This is a genomic window from Streptomyces sp. NPDC057486, from assembly GCF_042802415.1.
In the GTDB taxonomy this organism is placed as follows: domain Bacteria; phylum Actinomycetota; class Actinomycetes; order Streptomycetales; family Streptomycetaceae; genus Streptomyces; species Streptomyces yanii.
In genome coordinates, this window is sequence record NZ_JBHVEE010000057.1 from 1 (window position 1) to 18,651 (window position 18,651).

The window sequence follows — 18,651 nt, forward strand, 5'->3', positions numbered from 1 at the left end:
TCGTTTTCCCCACCCCGCCCACACCCCCGGGGGTGGGGGGGGGGGCGGCCCCCGCGCGGGGGGCCCTACCCGGGGGGGGTCGGGCCCCACGGCGTTGGTCGGGCGGTCGAACTGCTCAGCGCACAAGAAGCTCGAAAGGCACCGCGGACTCGAGTCCGGCACGGGCACCGGTCGCGGTGAGATATCCGGTGAGCGGCCCCCGTACGTCGGCGAACCGCGGTCCCAGCGCCGCCAGATAGGCGGCGTGCGCCTCCACCGAGGCCACCGCGCTGTCGAGATGGCCACCGACATCCGCCGCGTGGGTCGGAACGGGCGACGAGGCGATGGCCACATAACGGACCCCCGCCCACGGTTCGAGGTCGAGGTCCGGGAAGATCCAGCGGTTCCCCGCGTCCCCCACGGCATCCAGAACCGCTCGCCCGGTGTTGCGGTGATCGGCCATGTTCCAGCCACCGCCGATGGCCCGGTCGTGGTGGTTGCAGGTGATCACCAGGTCCGGCCGGTGACGACGGATCGCGGCGGCGATGTCGCGGCGCAGTGGCAGCCCGTGCTCGACGGACCCGTCGGGGTGGTCGAGGAACTCCACCGGTGCCGCGCCGACGATCCGCGCACTGGCCAGTTGTTCGTCGGACCGCACCTTCGCGGACTCGGCGGGGCTCATGCTGTCGATGCCGGCCTCTCCGTGGGTGACGAGTACATACGCCACGCTCTTTCCGGAGGCGGTCCAGGCAGCGACGGCGCCCGAGGAGCCGAACTCCATGTCGTCCGGGTGGGCGACCACCGCGAGCGCCCTGCTCCAGTCGTCGGGCATCGGTTCGAGAGTGTCGGCCATGGTGTTCTCCATCCCTGGGTGTGGGTGGTGCGACGGTCCATGTAATCGACCCGCCGGTCGCGCTCTCTGCTCAGATTTGGGCAGGCGGTACGGATCGCCGTCGTTACTGTCGGGCCCTGGAGGTGGCCGATGAAGCCGACGGAACTGACCACCCTGGTCCGTGACCGGCTCGCCGATGTGATCGGAGTGCCGGCGGGGGACATCGCCGATGGCGCGCCGTTCGACGACCTCGGTGTCGATTCCATCCTGCGGATGGAGCTGGTCCGCTCGCTCAGCCAGGACCTCGGGGTCGAGTTGCAGGCGGCCGAGGCGTACGACCACGACACCGTCACGCTGCTGGCGAAGCTGTTCGCGGAAACGGTGGCGGCGCGGGATGCCGTGACCGGTGGGCCGAGCGCACCGGAGACCGGCCCGCCGGACCCGTCGCCGGACGCATCGCCGGACGGACCGGTGGCGGCAACGGTGGCCGAGCCCGGGCCCCGCCCCGGCCATCGCGCCGAGGAGCCGACCGATGCCGGATCCGGCGCCGCGGACGGGGATCTCGCGGAGGAACTGGCGGCGTTGGCCGCCGAGGTCACCGGCCGGGCGTTCGACCGGGACGCCGCCTTCGCCGACAACGGATTCACCTCGTTCGACATGCTCCGGATGATCAGCGTCCTGGAGAAACGCCTCGGCTCGCTGCCCAAGACGCTGCTGTTCGATCAGCCGTCGGTGGGCGGGCTCGCGGATCACCTGGCCGACGGGTACGGTCTGGTCACCCTCGGCGCGGCCGACGGCGCCGGTGGCGGACCGGCGGGCAGGTCACCGCAGCCGCTGGACGAGGTCCGACCGGCGGCCGACGGCGAGCCGGCCGTCCTCGTCAAACGCGAACTCGGGGACCAGCCCGCCCTGGCCGCCGTCCTGGAGGATCTCCACACACGGCATGCGGTGGAGAGCGGTCTCGCCGGACGGGACATCGCCCCCCTGGCCTTCCTCGGCTCCCGCAGGTCGGCCTACTTCAACTTCTCCGAACGGGACGGAAACCTCTTCGCCTGGAGCTACGTCGGCAGCGACGAGAACTTCGCCCCGCTCGCGGCCGAATATGTGGCCTACGCGCGGAAGAACGGGCTGAAGGCCAACTTCCTCGCGCTGATTCCGCTCGCCGAAGCGGGCGGTGTCCCGCTCACCGCCACGCCGTTCGGAGCGGTCCAACGGCTGGAGAACCTCGGTTCGTTCAGCCTGGACGGCGGGCCCATGTCCCGCCTGCGCTATCTCGTCCGGCGCGCCGAACGGCTGGGGGAGTGGCGCACGGTCGAATACCGCAGCGGCAGCGATCCCGCCACCGACGGCCGGATCGCATCGATGATCGACTCCTGGACCGGCAACAAACAGATGACCAATCCGTATGTCTCCGTGGTCAAGGAGGAGATCCGGTCCGGACAACTGGCGCCGCGCTACCGCCCGTTCCTGACCTATCTCGATGACGAGCTGGTCAATGTCGTGATCGTCACCGATCTGCCCGCCGCCAACGGATACCTGCTCGACCTGGAGTTCTATCCGCCCGGGATGCCGCTCGGCGGACTCGACCTGGCGATCGTACGGATCATCGGGCAGCTGGTCGAGGAGGGCTGCGACACCTTCAGCTTCGGTGCCAGCTTCGGAGTGAGCATCACCGATTCGGCGACCAGCGAGCCGGAGGTCGAGCAGGGCCTCAGCGAGCTCCGGTCCGCCGGGATCTTCGGTGAGGGGAACTTCCAGTTCAAGAACAAGTTCCGGCCGCTCAACACGCCCATCTACCTGTGCCGTCCGGCCGATGAGGAACCCACATCCGTGTCGGATGTGATCCTGATGATCGCCGACCCCCGGCTCACTCCCGCCGCCACCGGGACCACGGCCCCCGCCCAGCGGACGGACCCGGATCCGCAGCGCCGTCCGCGGAGCATACCTGCCGAGGATCCCGTGCCCGGCCCGGTGGCCGAACGCGAACGACTGCTCGCCGCACACCATCACAACACCGCACTGCTCCCGGCGGGCTTCCCGGGCCTCGATCTCGCGGCCGGTGCCTGGTGGTACGACGGCGACGGCGGGGACGCTCAGCGGATGACCGAGCTCGCGGCGCGCGCCGTCGATGAGACGCCCCCGGACTGGATTCCGCAGCCCCACATCGCCCTGTTCGCCTCGCGCTCGGCCGCCCTCGCCGCGCTGGGCCGCTGCCTGCCCGGACCCCGGCCGTACATACGCGTGTCGCCCGCACCCGGGGACGGCCCGGAACAGCTGCGGGCCGCGCTCGCCGCGGCGCCGCCGGACAGGGTGGCGGTGCTCGACGCCACCCGGCTGCTGGAGTGCTCCGCCGGAGCCGAGGACGTGCCCGCGAGCCTCACCGCTCTGGTCGGCACCGCCGATGTCGTCGTGCTGTCCCTGCCCGCGGAACACGGAGTTCCCTACGGTGCCCTGCTGGCCTGCCGCGACGCCGCCCTGGCCGGACGGATCGACGAACAGGTCCTGTTGTACGGCGAAGGGCTGAGCCTCGGCGCCCGCCGGATCGTGTGCGCGGCGCTCGCGGACCTCGGGGCGTCCGCCGCGCGGGTGGCACGGCGGACCGCTGCGGTGGCCCGGCTCGGCGCTCGGCTGTCCGACGCCGGGCTGCCCGTCCTCGACCCGGGCCACGGCCACCAAGTCCTTCTCGACCTGGGGAAACTGGCCCAGCTGAGCAACCATGGCAACCGGGTCGTCTCCGCTCTCGTCTGGATCTACCGGGAGGCGGGCGTCAGGGCCGGACCCGTACCCGGCGACGACGGTGACCGGTTCGTGCGTTTGGCGGTGCCCCCGGAGCTGCCGGCGGACCGGCTCGACGCCGCTGCCGACGCCCTCGTCGCCCTGGCCACCTCGACCACGCCTGTGCCGGAGCTGATGGCGGTGGACGGCGAGGGCGGCTTCCACCCGCGCGAAGCCGTTCCCGAGGACATCCAGCAGGAGCTGGAAGAGGGGTACGCGCCCGGGGACGACAACGGCGCCGTGCTCCGTGAGCGGCAGCCGCACGTCCGACGTGAGCTGCTGCGGATCGGGGACGCCGATGTCGAGGTGTTCATCGCCGGCTCGGGCCCCGCACTCCTGCTGATGACACCGTTCAACATCGGTGCCGGGGTGTTCGCGGAACAGTTCGCCGCGCTGGCCGACCGGTACACCGTGATATGCGTCCACCACCCCGGTGTCGGGGCGTCGACCGTGGGCTCCGAACTGAGCCTGCCCGGCATGGCCAGGGCGGACCTGTCCGCCGTCCGCCGGCTCGGTGTCACCGGACCGGTGCACGTGGCCGGGTCCTCGTTCGGCGGGCTGGTGGCCCTCACCTTCGCACTCGAACTCCCCGACGACACCGCGTCACTGACCCTGATCGGCAGCTCGGCCACCCTCAACAACCGCGAGGGCGAGATCAACCGGCTCGACGTGGTCGCCGACCGGGACCTCTCGTACGCGGCCGAGGGCAGTGGTTCACGCCGGCTGCGCCGCGAACGCGAGGCGCACCGCGCCCACCTGTTGCGCTCCGAGAGCATGGACCCCTACAGCGGGCTGCGCTACCTCGACGTGTTCGCGGCAACGCCCGACCTCGGGCCCCGACTGGCCGACATCGCCGCGCCGGTCCAGATCGTGCACGGACACTGGGACACCGTCGTCCCGATCGCGACCGGCCGCCGGCTCCATGCGGCGATCCCCGGCTCCCGCTTCCACGAAATCCGTGACGCGGGCCACTTCCCGGCGGTGACCTGTGCCGCGGCACTCAACGCCGTACTGCACGGGTTCCTCACCGTCGCCGGACGCAAAGGCAGCGCAGATGAAGGATGAGACGGGCACGCCGGGACTTCCGGGCTGGGCGTCGCCGCGCATTCTGGACCGCAGCACGGTCAGCCGGGATGTCACCGTGGCCCCGGGCATGTGCGGCACCGGTCTGTTCGTGGGGCAACTGGGGGACTGGACCTGGGAGGCGGTGAGCGCCCTGTGCGGAGTCGATGTGTTCGCCGCCAGGAACCGGCAGGGTGAGCCCGCCTATCTGTCGTTCTACTACTTCCGGATCCGGGCCGGGCGCCGCTTCCATGTGGGCGCCCTGAACTTCGGCGACCGGCTGCGGGTGACCTCCGGCCTGTTCAACTACGGAAGTGAATCGGTGCTCGCCCTGCACACCGTGCGCAGGCAGGACAGCGACACCCCGGTGGACGAGGGCCCGTTCGACCCCGAGGCGTTCTACGCCGGCAAGGACGAGGACTGCCTGTACGTCGAGAACTTCAACCGCTGGATCAGCCGGGGGCGCACCGGCAGCAACGAGGACCTGGTGCGCTCCTCGCCCCCCGACTTCCACTACGCCGAACTGCCCCGGCTGCCCGCCCCCCACTCACCGCGAGCCGACTACCGCAACGCCCGGACGAACCGGACCTTCCTCGACGGAGAGCCCCCCGGGCGGCTGCCGACCGGGCCCACCCGGCTGACGTACGCCGTCGACGCCACCCGTGACATCAACGGAGTCGGGCTGCTGTACTTCGCCTCCTATTTCTCCATCACCGACTGGGCCCTGCTGCGCCACTGGCGCGGGCTCGGCCGGGACGTCCACGACTTCATGGGGCGCACGGTCCTGGACCAGCGGATGTGCTACCTCGGCAACGCGGACCCCGAGGCCGAACTGACCATCGAGGTCACCGGCTGGGTCCGGCCGGGCACACCCCACGACGAGATCGTGACCGTGGTGCTGGAGAACACGGGGACCGGCCAGGTCATCGCCGTCAGCACCCTGCATGTCACGGCGGAGGGAACACAGTGACCAGGGACGAGATGCGGAGCCTCGTCCATGAGGCGATCACGGACATCCTGCCGAGCGTCGCCCCCGAGCGGATCACCGACGCGGCGCATCTGCGGGACCTGGGGGCCGACTCGGTCGACCGTGTGGAGATCATCATCTCCCTCCAGGACCGGCTGGGCATCGACCGGCCGATGGCGGAGTTCAGTGACATCCCGGACATCGGCGCGCTCGTCGGATTTCTCTGGAAGGTGAGGCAGCAGTGATCGGCATCGAGGCACTCAATGTGTACTGCGGACCCGCCCGGATCCCGGTCCCCGTCCTGTTCGAGGGGCGGGGTCTCGACCCCAAGCGGCTCGGGAACCTGCTGATGGACGAACGGGCGGTGAACCTGCCGATCGAGGACACGGTGACCAATGCGGTCAACGCCGCCGCGCCGCTGGTGAGGGCCCTCGGCGACGAGGCGAGATCACGCATCGAGATACTGATCGTCTCCACCGAATCGGGCGTGGACTACAGCAAGTCGGTGAGCTCCTATGTGCACGAGCAACTGGGGCTCAGCCGCAACTGCCGCATGGTGGAGGTCAAGCAGGCCTGCTACGCGGCCACCGCCGCGCTCCAGCTCTGCGCCGGCTATCTCGCCTCCGCCGCCTCGCCCGGCGGCAAGGCTCTCGTCATCGGCAGCGACGTGGCACTGGTGGACGCCCGCGCGGAGTACGCCGAACCCGCCACCGGCGCGGGCGCGGCCGCTGTACTGATCAGTGACGAACCGCGAATACTCCGGCTGGACCTCGGCGCCTTCGGGACCTACGGCTACGAGACGCTCGACTCGGCCCGTCCCGGGCCGGAGTTCGACATCGCCGACTCCGACCGCTCCCTGTTCGCCTATCTCGACTGTCTGACGAACTCCTACCGCGATTACACCGCCAAGGTGGAGTCGGTCGATCTGCGCAAGACCTTCGGTCAGCTTGCCATGCACACCCCGTTCGCCGGCATGGTCAGGGCCGCCCACCGCAAGCTGATGCGTGACAACACCGACGCGGCGCAGCCCGAGATCGCCGAGGACTTCGAGCGCCGGGTGATCCCGTCGCTCGTCTACCCTCGCCAGGTCGGCAACCTCTGCTCCGCCTCGGTCTATCTGGCCCTGTGCAGCCTCATCGACTGTGCCGTGGACACGGCGGACATGCGGGTCGGGCTGTTCTCGTACGGCTCGGGCTGCGCCTCGGAATTCTTCAGCGGAGTCCTCGCACCGGGCGCCGCGGCCGAACTGGCCGCGCTGCACATCGGTCAACGGCTTTCCGAACGCGTGGAGTTGACCTTCGGGGAGTACGAGGCGCTGCTCGCCGAGAACTCCCGGTGCCTGACACCCGTCGCCCACCGCACCACGGACCTGGACCGTTACGGCCCGCTGGCCCGCAGGGCGATGGGTGACCGGAACATGCTCGTCCTCACGGGTGTCGAGGACTACCACCGCACCTACGCCTGGCTGCCGGACGACTGAGACCGAGGCCCGTCGGCCCCATCCGTTCCGTCCTGCCCGGCCGTCTCGTCCAGATCGATGGCACGGGCGGGGCACATCGTGACGGCCTCGTAGACCCGGTCAGCCAGTTCCGTCGGCGGGCCGGGGTCGAGGAGTACCACGAAGCCGTCCTCGTCCTGGTCGAACACTTCCGGGGCCGCCCATGCGCAGCGGCCTGCTCCGACGCAGCTCTCCTGATCCACCTGTATACGCATGCGGCCAGGCTAGGCATCCTGTCGAGCCTCCGCTGAACAGGATTGAGCAGGTTTTCGAGACCCGAACAAAGTGCTCAATCTTGAGTGGCTGCCGGGTTTCCACCCGGGTCAGGCTGCGCACTGTCTCAGATACGCCTGGGAGAGGTGACAACGGTCGTGCCGGATTCCTACCCGATGAACCGAACGTGCCCCTTCGACCCCGCACCAGAGCTCGCCGAACTACGCCGCCGGCCGTCCATCTCGCGGGTGCGGCTGGACTTCGACGACAGCATGGTCTGGCTGATCACCAAGTACGAAGATGCCTGCACCGTACTGCGCGACACCCGGTTCAGCTCCGACTTCACCCGGCCGGGATTCCCGGCCCGGCTGACGTCCCGCCCGCCGGGGCCCGGGACGTTCATCAGGATGGACCCGCCGGACCAGACCAGGCTGCGCGGCCTGCTGGTGCCGGAGTTCAGGCTGAAGCGGGTCCAGGAGCTGCGCCCGATGATCCAGCGGATCGTCGACCGGCTGCTCGACGAGATGATCGCCAAGGGCTCGCCGGCCGACCTGATCGAATCCTTCGCGCTGCCGCTGCCGTTCGTGATCATCACGGAACTGCTCGGCGTCCCCGACGAGCACCGGGAGTTCTTCTACGAGACCACCAACATGATCGGCGACCAGAGCATCAGCACAGCCGAGCGGATGACGGTGCGCACCAAGCTCAGGTCGTTCCTGGAAGAGCTCGTCAGCAGCAAGGAGGCACACCCCACGGGCGATCTGCTCAGCCGGATCCTGGAACGCCGCGAGGGGGCCGAGGTCAGCCGCGAGGAGGTCATCGGCATCGCCACCCTGCTGATGGTCGCCGGGTACGAGACGGTGGCCAGCCAGATCGGTGTGAGCACGCTGGTGCTGCTCCAGCACCCGGAGCAGCTCGCCGAGTTGAAGGCCGACCCGTCCCTGATGGACGACGCCATCGAGGAGCTCGTACGCCACCAGACCGTCACCGATTACGGTGCCCGGCGGGTGGCGACCGAGGACGTGCGGGTAGGTGGAGAACTGATCAGGGCGGGCGAGGGTGTGCTGGTGGTCCTCGGCTCGGCCAACCGTGACGAGTCGGTGTTCGCCGACCCCGACCGGTGGGACATGCACCGAGGGGCGAGGGAGCACCTCGGCTTCGGTTTCGGGCCGCATCAGTGCCCGGGGCAACTGCTCGCACGCGCACAACTGGAGATCGCGCTCAACACCTTGTTCCGGAGGCTGCCCGATCTGAAGGTGGCCACATCGATCGAGGAGGTTCCGTTCCGTGGAGACATGTTCGTCTACGGCGTCCACCGCCTGCCCGTTACCTGGTAACGGGCAGGCCGGTCCGGTTCGTGCCGCATCTGTCCCGCAGTACAACGACGTACGGAAGGAGTCGGAAAAGTGTCGATAGCCCCGAACACCCAGGACTCGGGCGACCGCACCGCCCTGCACCAGGCGGCTGCCGCAGGCGATGACGTACTTCAGTCCGCGAACGCCGGAGTCGTCGTCGAGCGCACCGCGGTGATCGCTGCCGGGCTCGCCACCGAAGCCCACCTGTTCGCCCGCCAGCTCACGGAGGCGATCAACAAGGGCAACCCCGGGACGGCGACCGCGTTCGTGTACGACGAGACGTTCGGTGTGCAGGGGCGCCTGCACTGGATGATCCACCTCCGTTCGATGGGCGATTACGAGCGGATCATGCGGACCGCGGCGACCGGACCCGAGCCGTGGAGCCGTCTCTTCGTGCCCGGCAGTGTCAAGGACCGCGTCATGCTGCCCCAGTTCTGGGGCATGTACAACACCAGCGCGGAAGGCGACCTGGCCAAGCAGACCGCCGTCTTCCAGGGCACCGAGCGCATCACCGGTCTGCCCCCCGCCTACCAGCAGACCACGATCCCGCTCGACCGGCTGCTGAACTCCGCCAACTGCGGTGTACTGATCCACCGCACCGGAGTGCTCGACTACGACCTGCGCTCCGAGGGAAGGCAGTTCGCCCGCGAGGTCGCCGAATCGATCAACAGTCATGTCGGTGACGACGTGTCGGTATTCGTGTACGAGGGTGCTTTCGGGCCCGCCGACCACCTGCACTGGCTGATTCACATGCGGTCCATGGACTCGTACTTCCGACTGCTGGAAATGCACGTACGGAACGAGGACGTGCGTGATCTGTACTTCCGTGAACTGATTTCCGCCGAAAAGGGTGGTGGCACCTGGGCTCGGATGTTCCTCCCGGGCACTCTCGTGGACACCGCGATGACGCCACAGCAGTGGCATCCTGAATTCTGACCCGTGTCGGCCGATGGATGGGGGAGTACGGGGGAGTAATGGCCCTGAGCGTCGCGGAACACAAGTGTCTTACCGACCAGATCGGCGCGATCTGTCGCCGTGAATGCATTGGTGCCACGCCGATCAGGGTGCGGCGTAGATCGAACATCTACAACAGCGGGCAGGCCGATTCCCATGTGTACTTCGTGGAAAGCGGCCGGGTGAACCAGATGATGTTCTCCCCGGACGGAAAGGTCTGCCTGCTGTCCGTGCACGGCCCCGACGAGATATTCGGTGAGGGCTGCCTGCTCGAACCGGAGCAGCAGGCCACCGCGAGCGCGATGAAGGACACGGTGCTCCGAAGAGTGCCGGCCGGCAGATTCCTCGCCGCCCTGGGCGAGGAGGGACTTCTGGAGGCCTTCATCCGATACCTGGTCAATCAGATGGCCGAACAGCAGCAGGTGATCCTCGGTTTCGCGACCATGGACAGCAAGCTGCGACTGGCTACCGCACTGCTGCAGCTCGGCCGCAAGTTCGGCAGGCGGCACCCGCAGGGCCTGTGCATCTCCGAACGGCTCACCCAGGAAGAACTGTCCGAGATGGTGGGGACGACCCGGTCCAGGGTCGGATTCTTCCTGAAGGGATTCGGCGCGGTCGGCTTACTCAACTTCGACCGCAATGGATTCATCGTCGTCGACGAGAAGCGACTGGCGAACTATGTGGGCATCTCGGCCTGATGAAGGGAAATTCGGTGCCACACGTACGGATATCCGCCGGTGAGGAAACGTCGGCCGGAACAACGGCCGGAATCATCGGAATGCTGGAGGAGCTGACGGGCCGGTCCGGGATCGAGGAGACCGATGTGCTGGAGAGCATCGGCCTGAGTTCCATCATGGCCGCCCGGCTGCTTCTGGAGATCCATGACCGGTACGGGGTCGATCTGCCCCTCGACCGGCTCGACCGGTCATCCACCGTGGCCGCGCTGGCCGGGGCGGTCGCCGGCGGGCCGGGGGCACCACCGGGCCGCGCCGGCGGGATCAGACAGCTGGACGTCCCGGTCCGCCCACCGGGCAGACCGGGCGGGGCCGAGGAGTTCCCGCTCACCTCGGTCCAGCAGTCGTACGTGGTCGGCAAGCACCCGCAGCTGAGCCCCGACACCGTCGGCTGCCACCACTACCGCGAGTTCGCGCTCGCGGACACCGATGTGGACCGGCTGCGGAACGCTTGGCGCAGGGTCCTCGGCCATCACGCAATGCTGCGTGTCGTGGTGGCCGGGACCCGTCAGCGCATCGGTGACGGCGGGACATGGGACATCACGGCGCACGACCGGCGCTCCGGCTCCCGCGCGGACTTCGACGCCCATGTGGCGTCGGTGCGGAACCGGATGTCCCACCACTGCTACCCGCCCGACAGAGCGCCCCTGTTCGCGATCGAGGTGTCCCACGGACCGGATGGCCTGGATGTCGTCCACCTGAGCATCGACGGTCTGGTGACCGACGGCTACGGCCTGGAACTCCTGCTCGATCACTGGGGGCAGTGCTACCACGACCCCGGCACGGAACTGCCCGTTGCCGGGATCAGCGCCCAGGACTGTGCATGGGCCCTGGAGGAACACCGCGGGACAGCGGAGTTCGCCGCAGATGTCGACTACTGGACCACCCGGCTGCGCGAGATCCCCGCGGCCCCGGACGTACTGGCGGCGGACCGGCCGCCCTCCGGCGGGGAACTGTCCTGCCACCGCCGCGAACCGCTCGGGGCCACCCTCGCCCCCGAGCAGTGGCAGGCCCTGCGCAAAAAGGCAGCGGCCTGGGAGGTGTCGCCCACCTCGCTGGTCCTCACCGTCTTCGCCGAGGCGCTGCAACGGGCGGGCGGCGGGCCGGAGTTCCTGCTCGTACTGACCACCAGCGACCGGGTCCGTCTCCCCGCGGCCACCGCGGAGCTGGTGGCACCGCTCACCTCGACCATGCTCCTGCCGGTGCGGCCCGACCCCGCCCGGCCGCTCGCGGAGTCGGCGGCAGCGACGCACCGCGGCCTCTGGGAGGGGTTCGGGCACTCGTCCGCCTCGGGCATCGAGGTGATCAGGGCGGTCGGGACCGGCCGTGGCGGCAGCGCGGCCCCGCGGCTCCCGGTCGTTTTCACCAGCATGCTCGATCTGCGGCCGAAGCGGCACGACGAGGGATTCGGCCGGCAGGTGTCGTACGCGGTCGGCCAGACCTCCGGCGTCGCCCTCGACCACCAGATGTGGGAGGAGGACGGCTCGCTCCGAGTGCGCTGGGACCTGGTGCCCGAGCTGTTCGCGCCCGGCGCGGGCCGGACACTGTTCGCGGACTTCATCGGCGCGCTGATGGCGCTGGCCGATCCCGAGGAGGCCGAGGAGCGAGCCCTCAACGAGCTGCAACAGGGCTATCTCGTCGACCGGCTCGCGGGAGCCCGGGAGGGCTGCCAGGTCTACCAGAGCTTCCGCCTCGACAGCTTCGACCCGGAACGGCTGGAGACGGCCTGGTCACGGCTGGTGGCTTCCACGGATGTGCTCCGTACGGACGTGACACCCGGCGGGAAGCTGCGCATACGCGCCCACACCCCCCGGAGCCTGCACATCCCCGTGCTGCCGGCCGAAGCGGCACAGCGGCTGCCGCACGAGATGACCGCCCGTCCCTTCCAGCCCGGCCGGTGGCCGCTGTGGGACCTGCGGATCACCGGTGGGGAGGACGGCGGCCCCGCCGTGCTGCACCTCGCCGTCGACCTGCTCACCGCCGACGGGCTGAGTATCCAGCTCATCGGACGCCGGCTGATGCGTCTGCTGCACGGCGTGGAACCTCCGGATCCCGGCACACCCGCTGCCCCGCCGCCGCCCCCGACCCGCGACACCCGGGCCGAGGAGCACTGGCGGGCCCGCGCCGCCGCACTCCCGCCGGGACCCGCACCGCGGGACACCAGTGGGCCTCGGACCCGTCTGGAAGGGGTCCGTACCGGCTGGCGCGCCGCCACGGCGACCCTGCGGGGCGAAGGGCTACGGGGCGACCCGGTCCTGCTCGGCGCGCTCACCGAGGCGCTCACCGGAATCCTCCCCGACCCGTACCCGCTGGAAGTGGTCCGCTGGCCGCAGGCACCGAGGCCCGCCGAACACACGGCCCTGAGCCTGCTGACGGCCGAACCGCGCCTCCCGTCGCACGAGCGGGCCGCGCACTACCAGCGGATCCTCGACGAGGACACCGCGTCGGACACCGCCTCTGCGCTGACCGGCCTGCGCGGCGTCCGTACCCGGCCCGCGCCCACCCTCCCCGTCGTCCTCACCAGCGCCTACGACGTGACCGGAACGCCCCTGCCCGCGGGTGTCACCCCCGGTCCCGGACTGACCAGCACTCCCGGGGTGGCACTCGACTGCATCGTGACCGTGGACGGCGACCGGCTGCACTACTGCTGGGACGTGGCCCCCTCGGCCTTCGACCCGCAGGCGCTCGCCGAGGCCTTCGCCGCCTTCGGTGACCTGGTCGCCCGCATCGGTGACGTCCCGGACCGCACACAGGCGCTCCACCCCGTCGTACGCGAGGCGAACGACACCGCCGTCGACTTCCCCGCCGCGCACCCGGTCCACCGCCTCTTCGAGGACCAGGCCCGCAGGCGGCCCGACGCGGAAGCGGTCCGCCGGCGCACGGGGCCACCCATGACGTACGGGGAGCTGAATCGGCGGGCGAACCGGATCGCCTGGCGGCTGCGGGACCTCGGAGTCGGCCCGGGGACGGCCGTGGGCATCGCCCTGCCCAGAACCCCCGACCTGGTGGCCGCGGTGTTCGGCGTACTCAAAGCAGGCGGCACCTACGTGCCGATCGAGCCCCAACTGCCGCCCGAACGGGCCGAATCCATACGGGCCGACGCCGCCGTCGCGATCGTGCTCGTGGCCGGCCCGGAACAGCGCCGGTGGCCCGCGGAGAGCGCGGTCACCACCGTCGACGTGACCGCGCTCGCCGAGGACATCCGCGAACGCACCGACCCACCGGCCCACGCCACACCGTCCGACACGGCCTATGTCATCTTCACCTCGGGCAGCAGCGGCCGCCCCAAAGGTGTCGCGGTGACCCACCGGGCCGTGCTCAACCTCCTCAACTGGTGCTACCGGACCTGGGAGTTCACCCCCGGCGACCTCGGCATGTGCGTGACCTCGCTCGGCTTCGACCTGTCCGTCTTCGACATCCTCGGACTGCTCGGCCGGGGCGCCGCGCTCTACCTCGCCGACGAGGCACAGCAGCACGACCCCGATCTGCTGCTCCGCGCCCTGGTCGAGGAACCCGTGACCTTCTGGAACTCGGCGCCCACCACCCTGGCCCAACTCGCGCCGAGAATGGCCGCCCACGCGGACCACCCCGGCACCGGCACGCTCAGGCTGGTCTTCCTCAGCGGCGACTACACCCCGCTGTCCCTGCCCGACGAGGTGCGCGCGGTGTTCCCCGGTGCGCGGATCGTGAGCCTGGGCGGGGCGACCGAGGCGACCGTCTGGTCGAACTTCTTCCCGGTCGACGAGGTCGACCCCCAGTGGCGGAGCATCCCCTACGGCAAACCCATCGACAACGCCCGCTACTACGTCCTCGACGAGGAGCTGCGGCCCTGCGAACCGGGCACCGAAGGAGATCTGTTCATCGCCGGGGAGTGCCTGAGCCAGGGCTACTACCGGCGGCCCGAGCTGACCGCCGAGCGATTCGTCGACGACCCGTTCGCCGCCCGTGCGGGAGAGCGGATGTACCGGACGGGCGACCGCGCCCTGCACCGGCCGGACGGTCACCTGGTCTTCCTCGGACGCTCCGACGGACAGGTCAAGATCCGGGGCTTCCGGGTGGAACTGGAGGAGATCGAGCACCGGCTCCGGCTGCACCCGGACGTACGCGACGCGGTCGTCGTCGTACGCAGCCAGAACGGCGACAGCAAGCTGGTCGCGCATGTGATCCCCGCGAACGGCACGATGCCCGCGGTGCGGGACCTGCGCGCCTTCGCCGCACGCACACTGCCGGACTACATGGTGCCCAACTACGTGGAGCAGCTCACCGAGTTCCCGGCGACCGCCAACGGCAAGCTCGACCGCGCGGCGCTCGCCCGGCCGCCCGCCGCGCCACAGACAACGCCGACGGTCCCCGCCGCCGCGGCAGGGGTGCGCGCCGAGGACATCGCCGAGGTCTTCGCCGGACTCCTCGGGCTGGACACGCTGGACCCGGCCGCCGACCTGTGGGACAGCGGTGCCTCGTCGTTCACCATGGTGCAGGCATCCGCTCTCATCGAGGAGCGGTACGGCCGGCGGACCGAGGTCGCGGTGCTGCTCGCCGAGGCCACCTGCATATCGATCGCCCGGCATCTGTCCGCCACACCCGGGGCCGCCGACACCGTCGCGCCGCCGGCCGTGCAGGACGAACCGGCCCCGCCCCCTGCACCGAACGCACCGGACGAACCCGCCGTGGCTCGGGCGGAGCCCGGAACCGTACCGCAGGACATCCCCGAAGCCCTCGAGCGGCCCACCGCCGTGGACTTCTTCTCGCCCGAGGACCGGCAGCTCTTCAAATCCGCCGGTCATGCCACCCGGCACGCGCCCGCGCGCAGCGTGCTCCCCCTCGCCGACGTCGGATTCGCCGAGGAGGTCTACGCCGCGCGGTCCACCCAGCGCGACTTCGACTCCGCGCCCCTGCCCGCGGAATCGCTGGCCCGGTTGCTCGGACTGCTGCGCCGCACGACGACGGGCGGACGGCCCCGGTACCTCTACCCGTCGGCCGGCGAAACCTACGCCGTCCAGGCCTATGTGCGGGTGCGGCCCGGCCGTGTCACCGGCGTCGAAGCGGGCGTCCACTACTACCGGCCGGACCGGCACGAGCTGGAACTGATCACACCGGCACCGGACTTCGACCGCACCGCGCATGTCTTCTACAACCGGCCGGTCTTCGACAAGGCGGCCTTCGAGCTGTTCCTGATCGGCCAGCGGGACGGCATCACCCCCCTGTACGGGCAGGACGCGGACCTGTACCTGGCGTTGGAGGCCGGATACATCGGCCAGTTGCTCACCGGGGCCCAGGCCGCCTGCGGCATCGGGCTCTGCCCGGTCGGCTCGCTGAACTTCGGCGCCATCCGGGCCGAGTTCGGGCTCGACGAGGGGCACCGGCTGCTGCACACCTTCATCGGCGGCACCCGCATCGGCCACGAATCCCACGGCGTGGCGCCGCAGTACCCCGCCACGGTCCCGGACCGCGGGGCGGACCGGGCCACCCGGTCCGGGCGGGCCACCACGCGGTCGCGCACGGAACCCCTCCCCGCCGGCGTACCGCGCGCGGTGGACGACATCGCCGTGCTCGGAGCCGCCGGACGCTTTCCCGGCGCCGACGACCTCGACACCTACTGGCGCAACCTGGCCGCCGGGCACATCGCGATCGGGCCGCCGCCCGCGTCCCGCCGCGCGGCCCTGGGACAGCACGCACCCGACGCGGGCTATCTGCGGGACACCGAGGCCTTCGACAGCCTGCTGTTCCACATCTCGCCGACCGAGGCCCGCACACTCGACCCGCAGACCAGGCTCACCCTCCAGGCCGTATGGGAATGCCTGGAGGACGCGGGGCTGACCGCGGCGTCGCTGCGCGCCACGGCGCCCCGAATCGGTGTGTTCACCGGGGCGATGTGGCAGGACCACCAGCACATCGGCGCCGACGCGTGGCGGCGTGGCGAACAGGCGGAGATCTTCGGCGGCGCGTCCGAGATCCCGAACCGGATCTCGCACCACTTCGGTCTCACCGGGCCGAGCATCGCCGTCGACACCTCCTGCTCCTCCTCGCTGACCGCACTGCACCTCGCCGTACGCAGTCTGCGCTCGGGCGAGTGCGACGCGGCGGTCGTCACCGGCGCCAGCCTCGTCTCGCACCCCTACCACCTGGCACTGCTGGAGGACGGCGGCCTGCTCCGGTCCGCCGGAGTGCCGGGGGCGTTCTCGGCAGACTCCTCCGGGTGGATACCGGGCGAGGGCATCGGTGCGCTCCTGCTGCGGCCCCGGCCGGCCGACGGTGCCGAATCCGGCGGCGTTCCACTGCGCGGGATCATCGAGACCACCTGGACCGGGCACATCGGCGGGGCGGGCCGCTACGGCTCGGCGAACGCGGAGGCCCTGACCGCCTCGATCGGCCAGACCCTGCATGGAGCCGGACTCGAGCCCGGTGACATCGGCTACGTCGAGTGCGCCGCTGCGGGTGCGAGTATCGCCGACGCCGCCGAGATCACCGCACTCGGCGAGATCTTCCGCACCGGTGGCCGCCCGCTCGTCGGCACGGTCAAACCGGGCATCGGGCACCTGGAGGCCGCGGCAGGGCTCTCCCAGCTCATCAAGGTGCTGCTCCAGTTCGAGCACCGCCGGATCGCCCCGACGGTCCGGGCCGCCTCGCTCAGCCCGCTGATCGGCTTCGAACGAGTACAGCTCGCCGACACTCTGCGGGACTGGGAGCCGCCCGCCCCCGGCGCACCGCTGCGCGCCCTGGTCAATGTGACGGGAGCATCCGGCACCCTCGGTCATGCGGTGCTCAGGTCTGTTCCGGGGCAGTCATGAACGCCGGTGTCTGGGCGTCCACCGGCCCGGGTTTCGAGGAGGCGCCGATCCGGCTGCTGTGCTTCGCGCACGCAGGCGGCGGCCCGCTGTTCTACCGCCCCTGGCGGGCCCCCCTGCTCCCGGAGATCGGGGTGCTCGCCGCGGTCCTCCCCGGCAGGGAGACCCGGGTCAGGGAACGGCCCTGCGAACGGCTCGACGAGCTGCTGCCGCCCCTGTTCGACGCCCTGCGGCCCTACGCAGACCGGCCGTTCGCGCTGTTCGGGCACAGCCTCGGCGCGATAGTCGCCTACGAGATGGCGCGGCTGTTCAGCGAGAGCGGGACCGGCCCGCCGCTGCGCCTGTTCGTCTCCGGCCGCCGTGCACCGCACCTGCCCGCACGGCACGCCCCCCGCCACACCCTCACCGACGGCGACTTCCTCGGCCTCCTGACCCAGCTCGGCGGCACCCCGCCCGAAATCCTGCGACAACCAGGGATGGCCGAGCTGTTCCTGCCGTCGCTGCGGGCCGACTTCCGGATGAATGAGACCTACGATCCGGCGCCTGAGCGCCCGCCGTTGTTCTGCCCCGTCACGGCACTGACCGGCGACGCGGATCCCGAGGTCACCCGGGACGACATCGCCGCCTGGTCCGCCGTGACCTGCCGGGACTTCAGGATGCGCACCTTCGACGGGGACCACTTCTACCTCAAGTCGGCTCCGCCACCGGTGGTCTCGGCGATCCGCACCGATCTCGGACTGCTCGCCCCAGCCCCGGTGGGCGGCGCACCGTGATGGACGGGCTGCGGCTGCCGCCCCTGGTCGCCGCGCAACGCCAGCGCCGCCACATGCCACGGGGTCGGGCGCCACTGCTGGAACCGCCACGGCTGCGGGGCGTCGGGCAGCTCGGCGCGTAACGGGCCGGGCCCGAGCAGGAATCCGCAGGCGTCGAACGGCAGCCGCAGCCCGAGACCGCGCGCTTTGGCATACGCCTCCTTCAGCACCCAGTGCTGAAGGAAGCGGTGCGCCCTGACCCCGTCGGGCAGCCCGGCGAACCCGGCGTACTCCCCGGAGCTGAGCACCCGCCGGGCGAGCGCGTCGGTGTCGGTGCTCCGCCGGATCGTCTCCACATCGATCCCGCAGTCCGTACCGGCGGCCAGCACACAGGCCACCAGCCCTCCCGTGTGCGAGATGTTGAAGCGCAGCCAGCGGTACGCGCGAGGCTCGGCGATCTCCGGGCGCCCGAGCGGCGACCTGACGAACGCCCAGGCGTGCGGCGGAACCTGCGGCACCCACCAGCTCAGAGCCGTGCGCAGCAGCACATGGGCCGCCACGTACTCGGCGCGGTCGCCGACCCGGCGCTCAGCGACATCCAGCTCGTCGGCGGACAGCACCCGGAGGTATCCGTCCGGTGACCCGGCCACCGCACAGGTCCAGACATGCACGGGGTGCTCGGGCCACCCGCTCGGCGAAGTCACCGTCCCATCGTGACCACCGCGCTCCCGGCCGCCTGCTCAAT

Annotated in this window: 12 protein-coding genes; 9 read left to right on the plus strand and 3 right to left on the minus strand. The window is 70.6% G+C overall.

What is annotated here, in order from left to right:
• Positions 1-115: 115 nt before the first annotated feature.
• Positions 116-832 (minus strand): PIG-L deacetylase family protein, encoded by a 717-nt coding sequence (locus ACFU6I_RS25145; protein ID WP_384370748.1) that lies wholly within the window; start codon positions 830-832, stop codon positions 116-118.
• A gap of 129 nt (positions 833-961) precedes the next feature.
• On the opposite strand from ACFU6I_RS25145, the gene ACFU6I_RS25150 reads away from it, so the two are divergent.
• The 4 genes from ACFU6I_RS25150 to ACFU6I_RS25165 are packed head-to-tail and all read left to right on the plus strand — an operon-like array spanning position 962 to position 7,095.
• Positions 962-4,651, plus strand: a complete 3,690-nt coding sequence (locus ACFU6I_RS25150) for an alpha/beta fold hydrolase (protein WP_384370750.1) — start codon at positions 962-964, stop codon at positions 4,649-4,651.
• Entirely contained in the window at positions 4,641-5,618 is a 978-nt protein-coding gene (locus ACFU6I_RS25155) for an LnmK family bifunctional acyltransferase/decarboxylase (RefSeq protein ID WP_384370751.1), read from the plus strand. The genes ACFU6I_RS25150 and ACFU6I_RS25155 overlap by 11 nt, the downstream gene beginning before the upstream one ends.
• Positions 5,615-5,860 (plus strand): acyl carrier protein, encoded by a 246-nt coding sequence (locus ACFU6I_RS25160; RefSeq protein WP_266978198.1) that lies wholly within the window; start codon positions 5,615-5,617, stop codon positions 5,858-5,860. The genes ACFU6I_RS25155 and ACFU6I_RS25160 overlap by 4 nt, the downstream gene beginning before the upstream one ends.
• A complete protein-coding gene (locus ACFU6I_RS25165; protein ID WP_384370753.1) occupies positions 5,857-7,095 on the plus strand; it encodes a hydroxymethylglutaryl-CoA synthase family protein in 1,239 nt (412 codons plus the stop codon). The genes ACFU6I_RS25160 and ACFU6I_RS25165 overlap by 4 nt, the downstream gene beginning before the upstream one ends.
• On the opposite strand, the gene ACFU6I_RS25170 is transcribed toward ACFU6I_RS25165, so the two are convergent.
• Positions 7,071-7,328, minus strand: a complete 258-nt coding sequence (locus tag ACFU6I_RS25170; protein WP_345519333.1) for a ferredoxin — start codon at positions 7,326-7,328, stop codon at positions 7,071-7,073. The two genes, ACFU6I_RS25165 and ACFU6I_RS25170, sit on opposite strands and share 25 nt — an antisense overlap.
• 156 nt (positions 7,329-7,484) lie before the next feature.
• Between ACFU6I_RS25170 and ACFU6I_RS25175 the strand changes: the two genes are divergently transcribed.
• From ACFU6I_RS25175 to ACFU6I_RS25195, 5 genes are all read left to right on the plus strand, one after another.
• A complete protein-coding gene (locus ACFU6I_RS25175) occupies positions 7,485-8,663 on the plus strand; it encodes a cytochrome P450 (protein WP_266978195.1) in 1,179 nt (392 codons plus the stop codon).
• Positions 8,664-8,732: 69 nt separating this feature from the next.
• Positions 8,733-9,617, plus strand: a complete 885-nt coding sequence (locus ACFU6I_RS25180; RefSeq protein WP_384370755.1) for a DUF6039 family protein — start codon at positions 8,733-8,735, stop codon at positions 9,615-9,617.
• A gap of 38 nt (positions 9,618-9,655) precedes the next feature.
• Positions 9,656-10,333, plus strand: a complete 678-nt coding sequence (locus ACFU6I_RS25185; protein WP_384370757.1) for a Crp/Fnr family transcriptional regulator — start codon at positions 9,656-9,658, stop codon at positions 10,331-10,333.
• A 14-nt stretch (positions 10,334-10,347) separates the two neighbouring features.
• Entirely contained in the window at positions 10,348-17,157 is a 6,810-nt protein-coding gene (locus tag ACFU6I_RS25190; RefSeq protein ID WP_384370759.1) for an amino acid adenylation domain-containing protein, read from the plus strand.
• Positions 17,154-17,927: a thioesterase II family protein gene (locus ACFU6I_RS25195; RefSeq protein WP_384370761.1), complete on the plus strand. Its 774-nt coding sequence runs from the start codon at positions 17,154-17,156 to the stop codon at positions 17,925-17,927. The genes ACFU6I_RS25190 and ACFU6I_RS25195 overlap by 4 nt, the downstream gene beginning before the upstream one ends.
• On the opposite strand, the gene ACFU6I_RS25200 is transcribed toward ACFU6I_RS25195, so the two are convergent.
• Positions 17,837-18,610 carry a 4'-phosphopantetheinyl transferase family protein gene (locus tag ACFU6I_RS25200; protein WP_384370763.1) on the minus strand — a complete coding sequence of 258 codons (774 nt, stop codon included), beginning with the start codon at positions 18,608-18,610 and terminating at the stop codon, positions 17,837-17,839. The genes ACFU6I_RS25195 and ACFU6I_RS25200 overlap by 91 nt on opposite strands.
• Between the last annotated feature and the right edge of the window lie 41 nt (positions 18,611-18,651).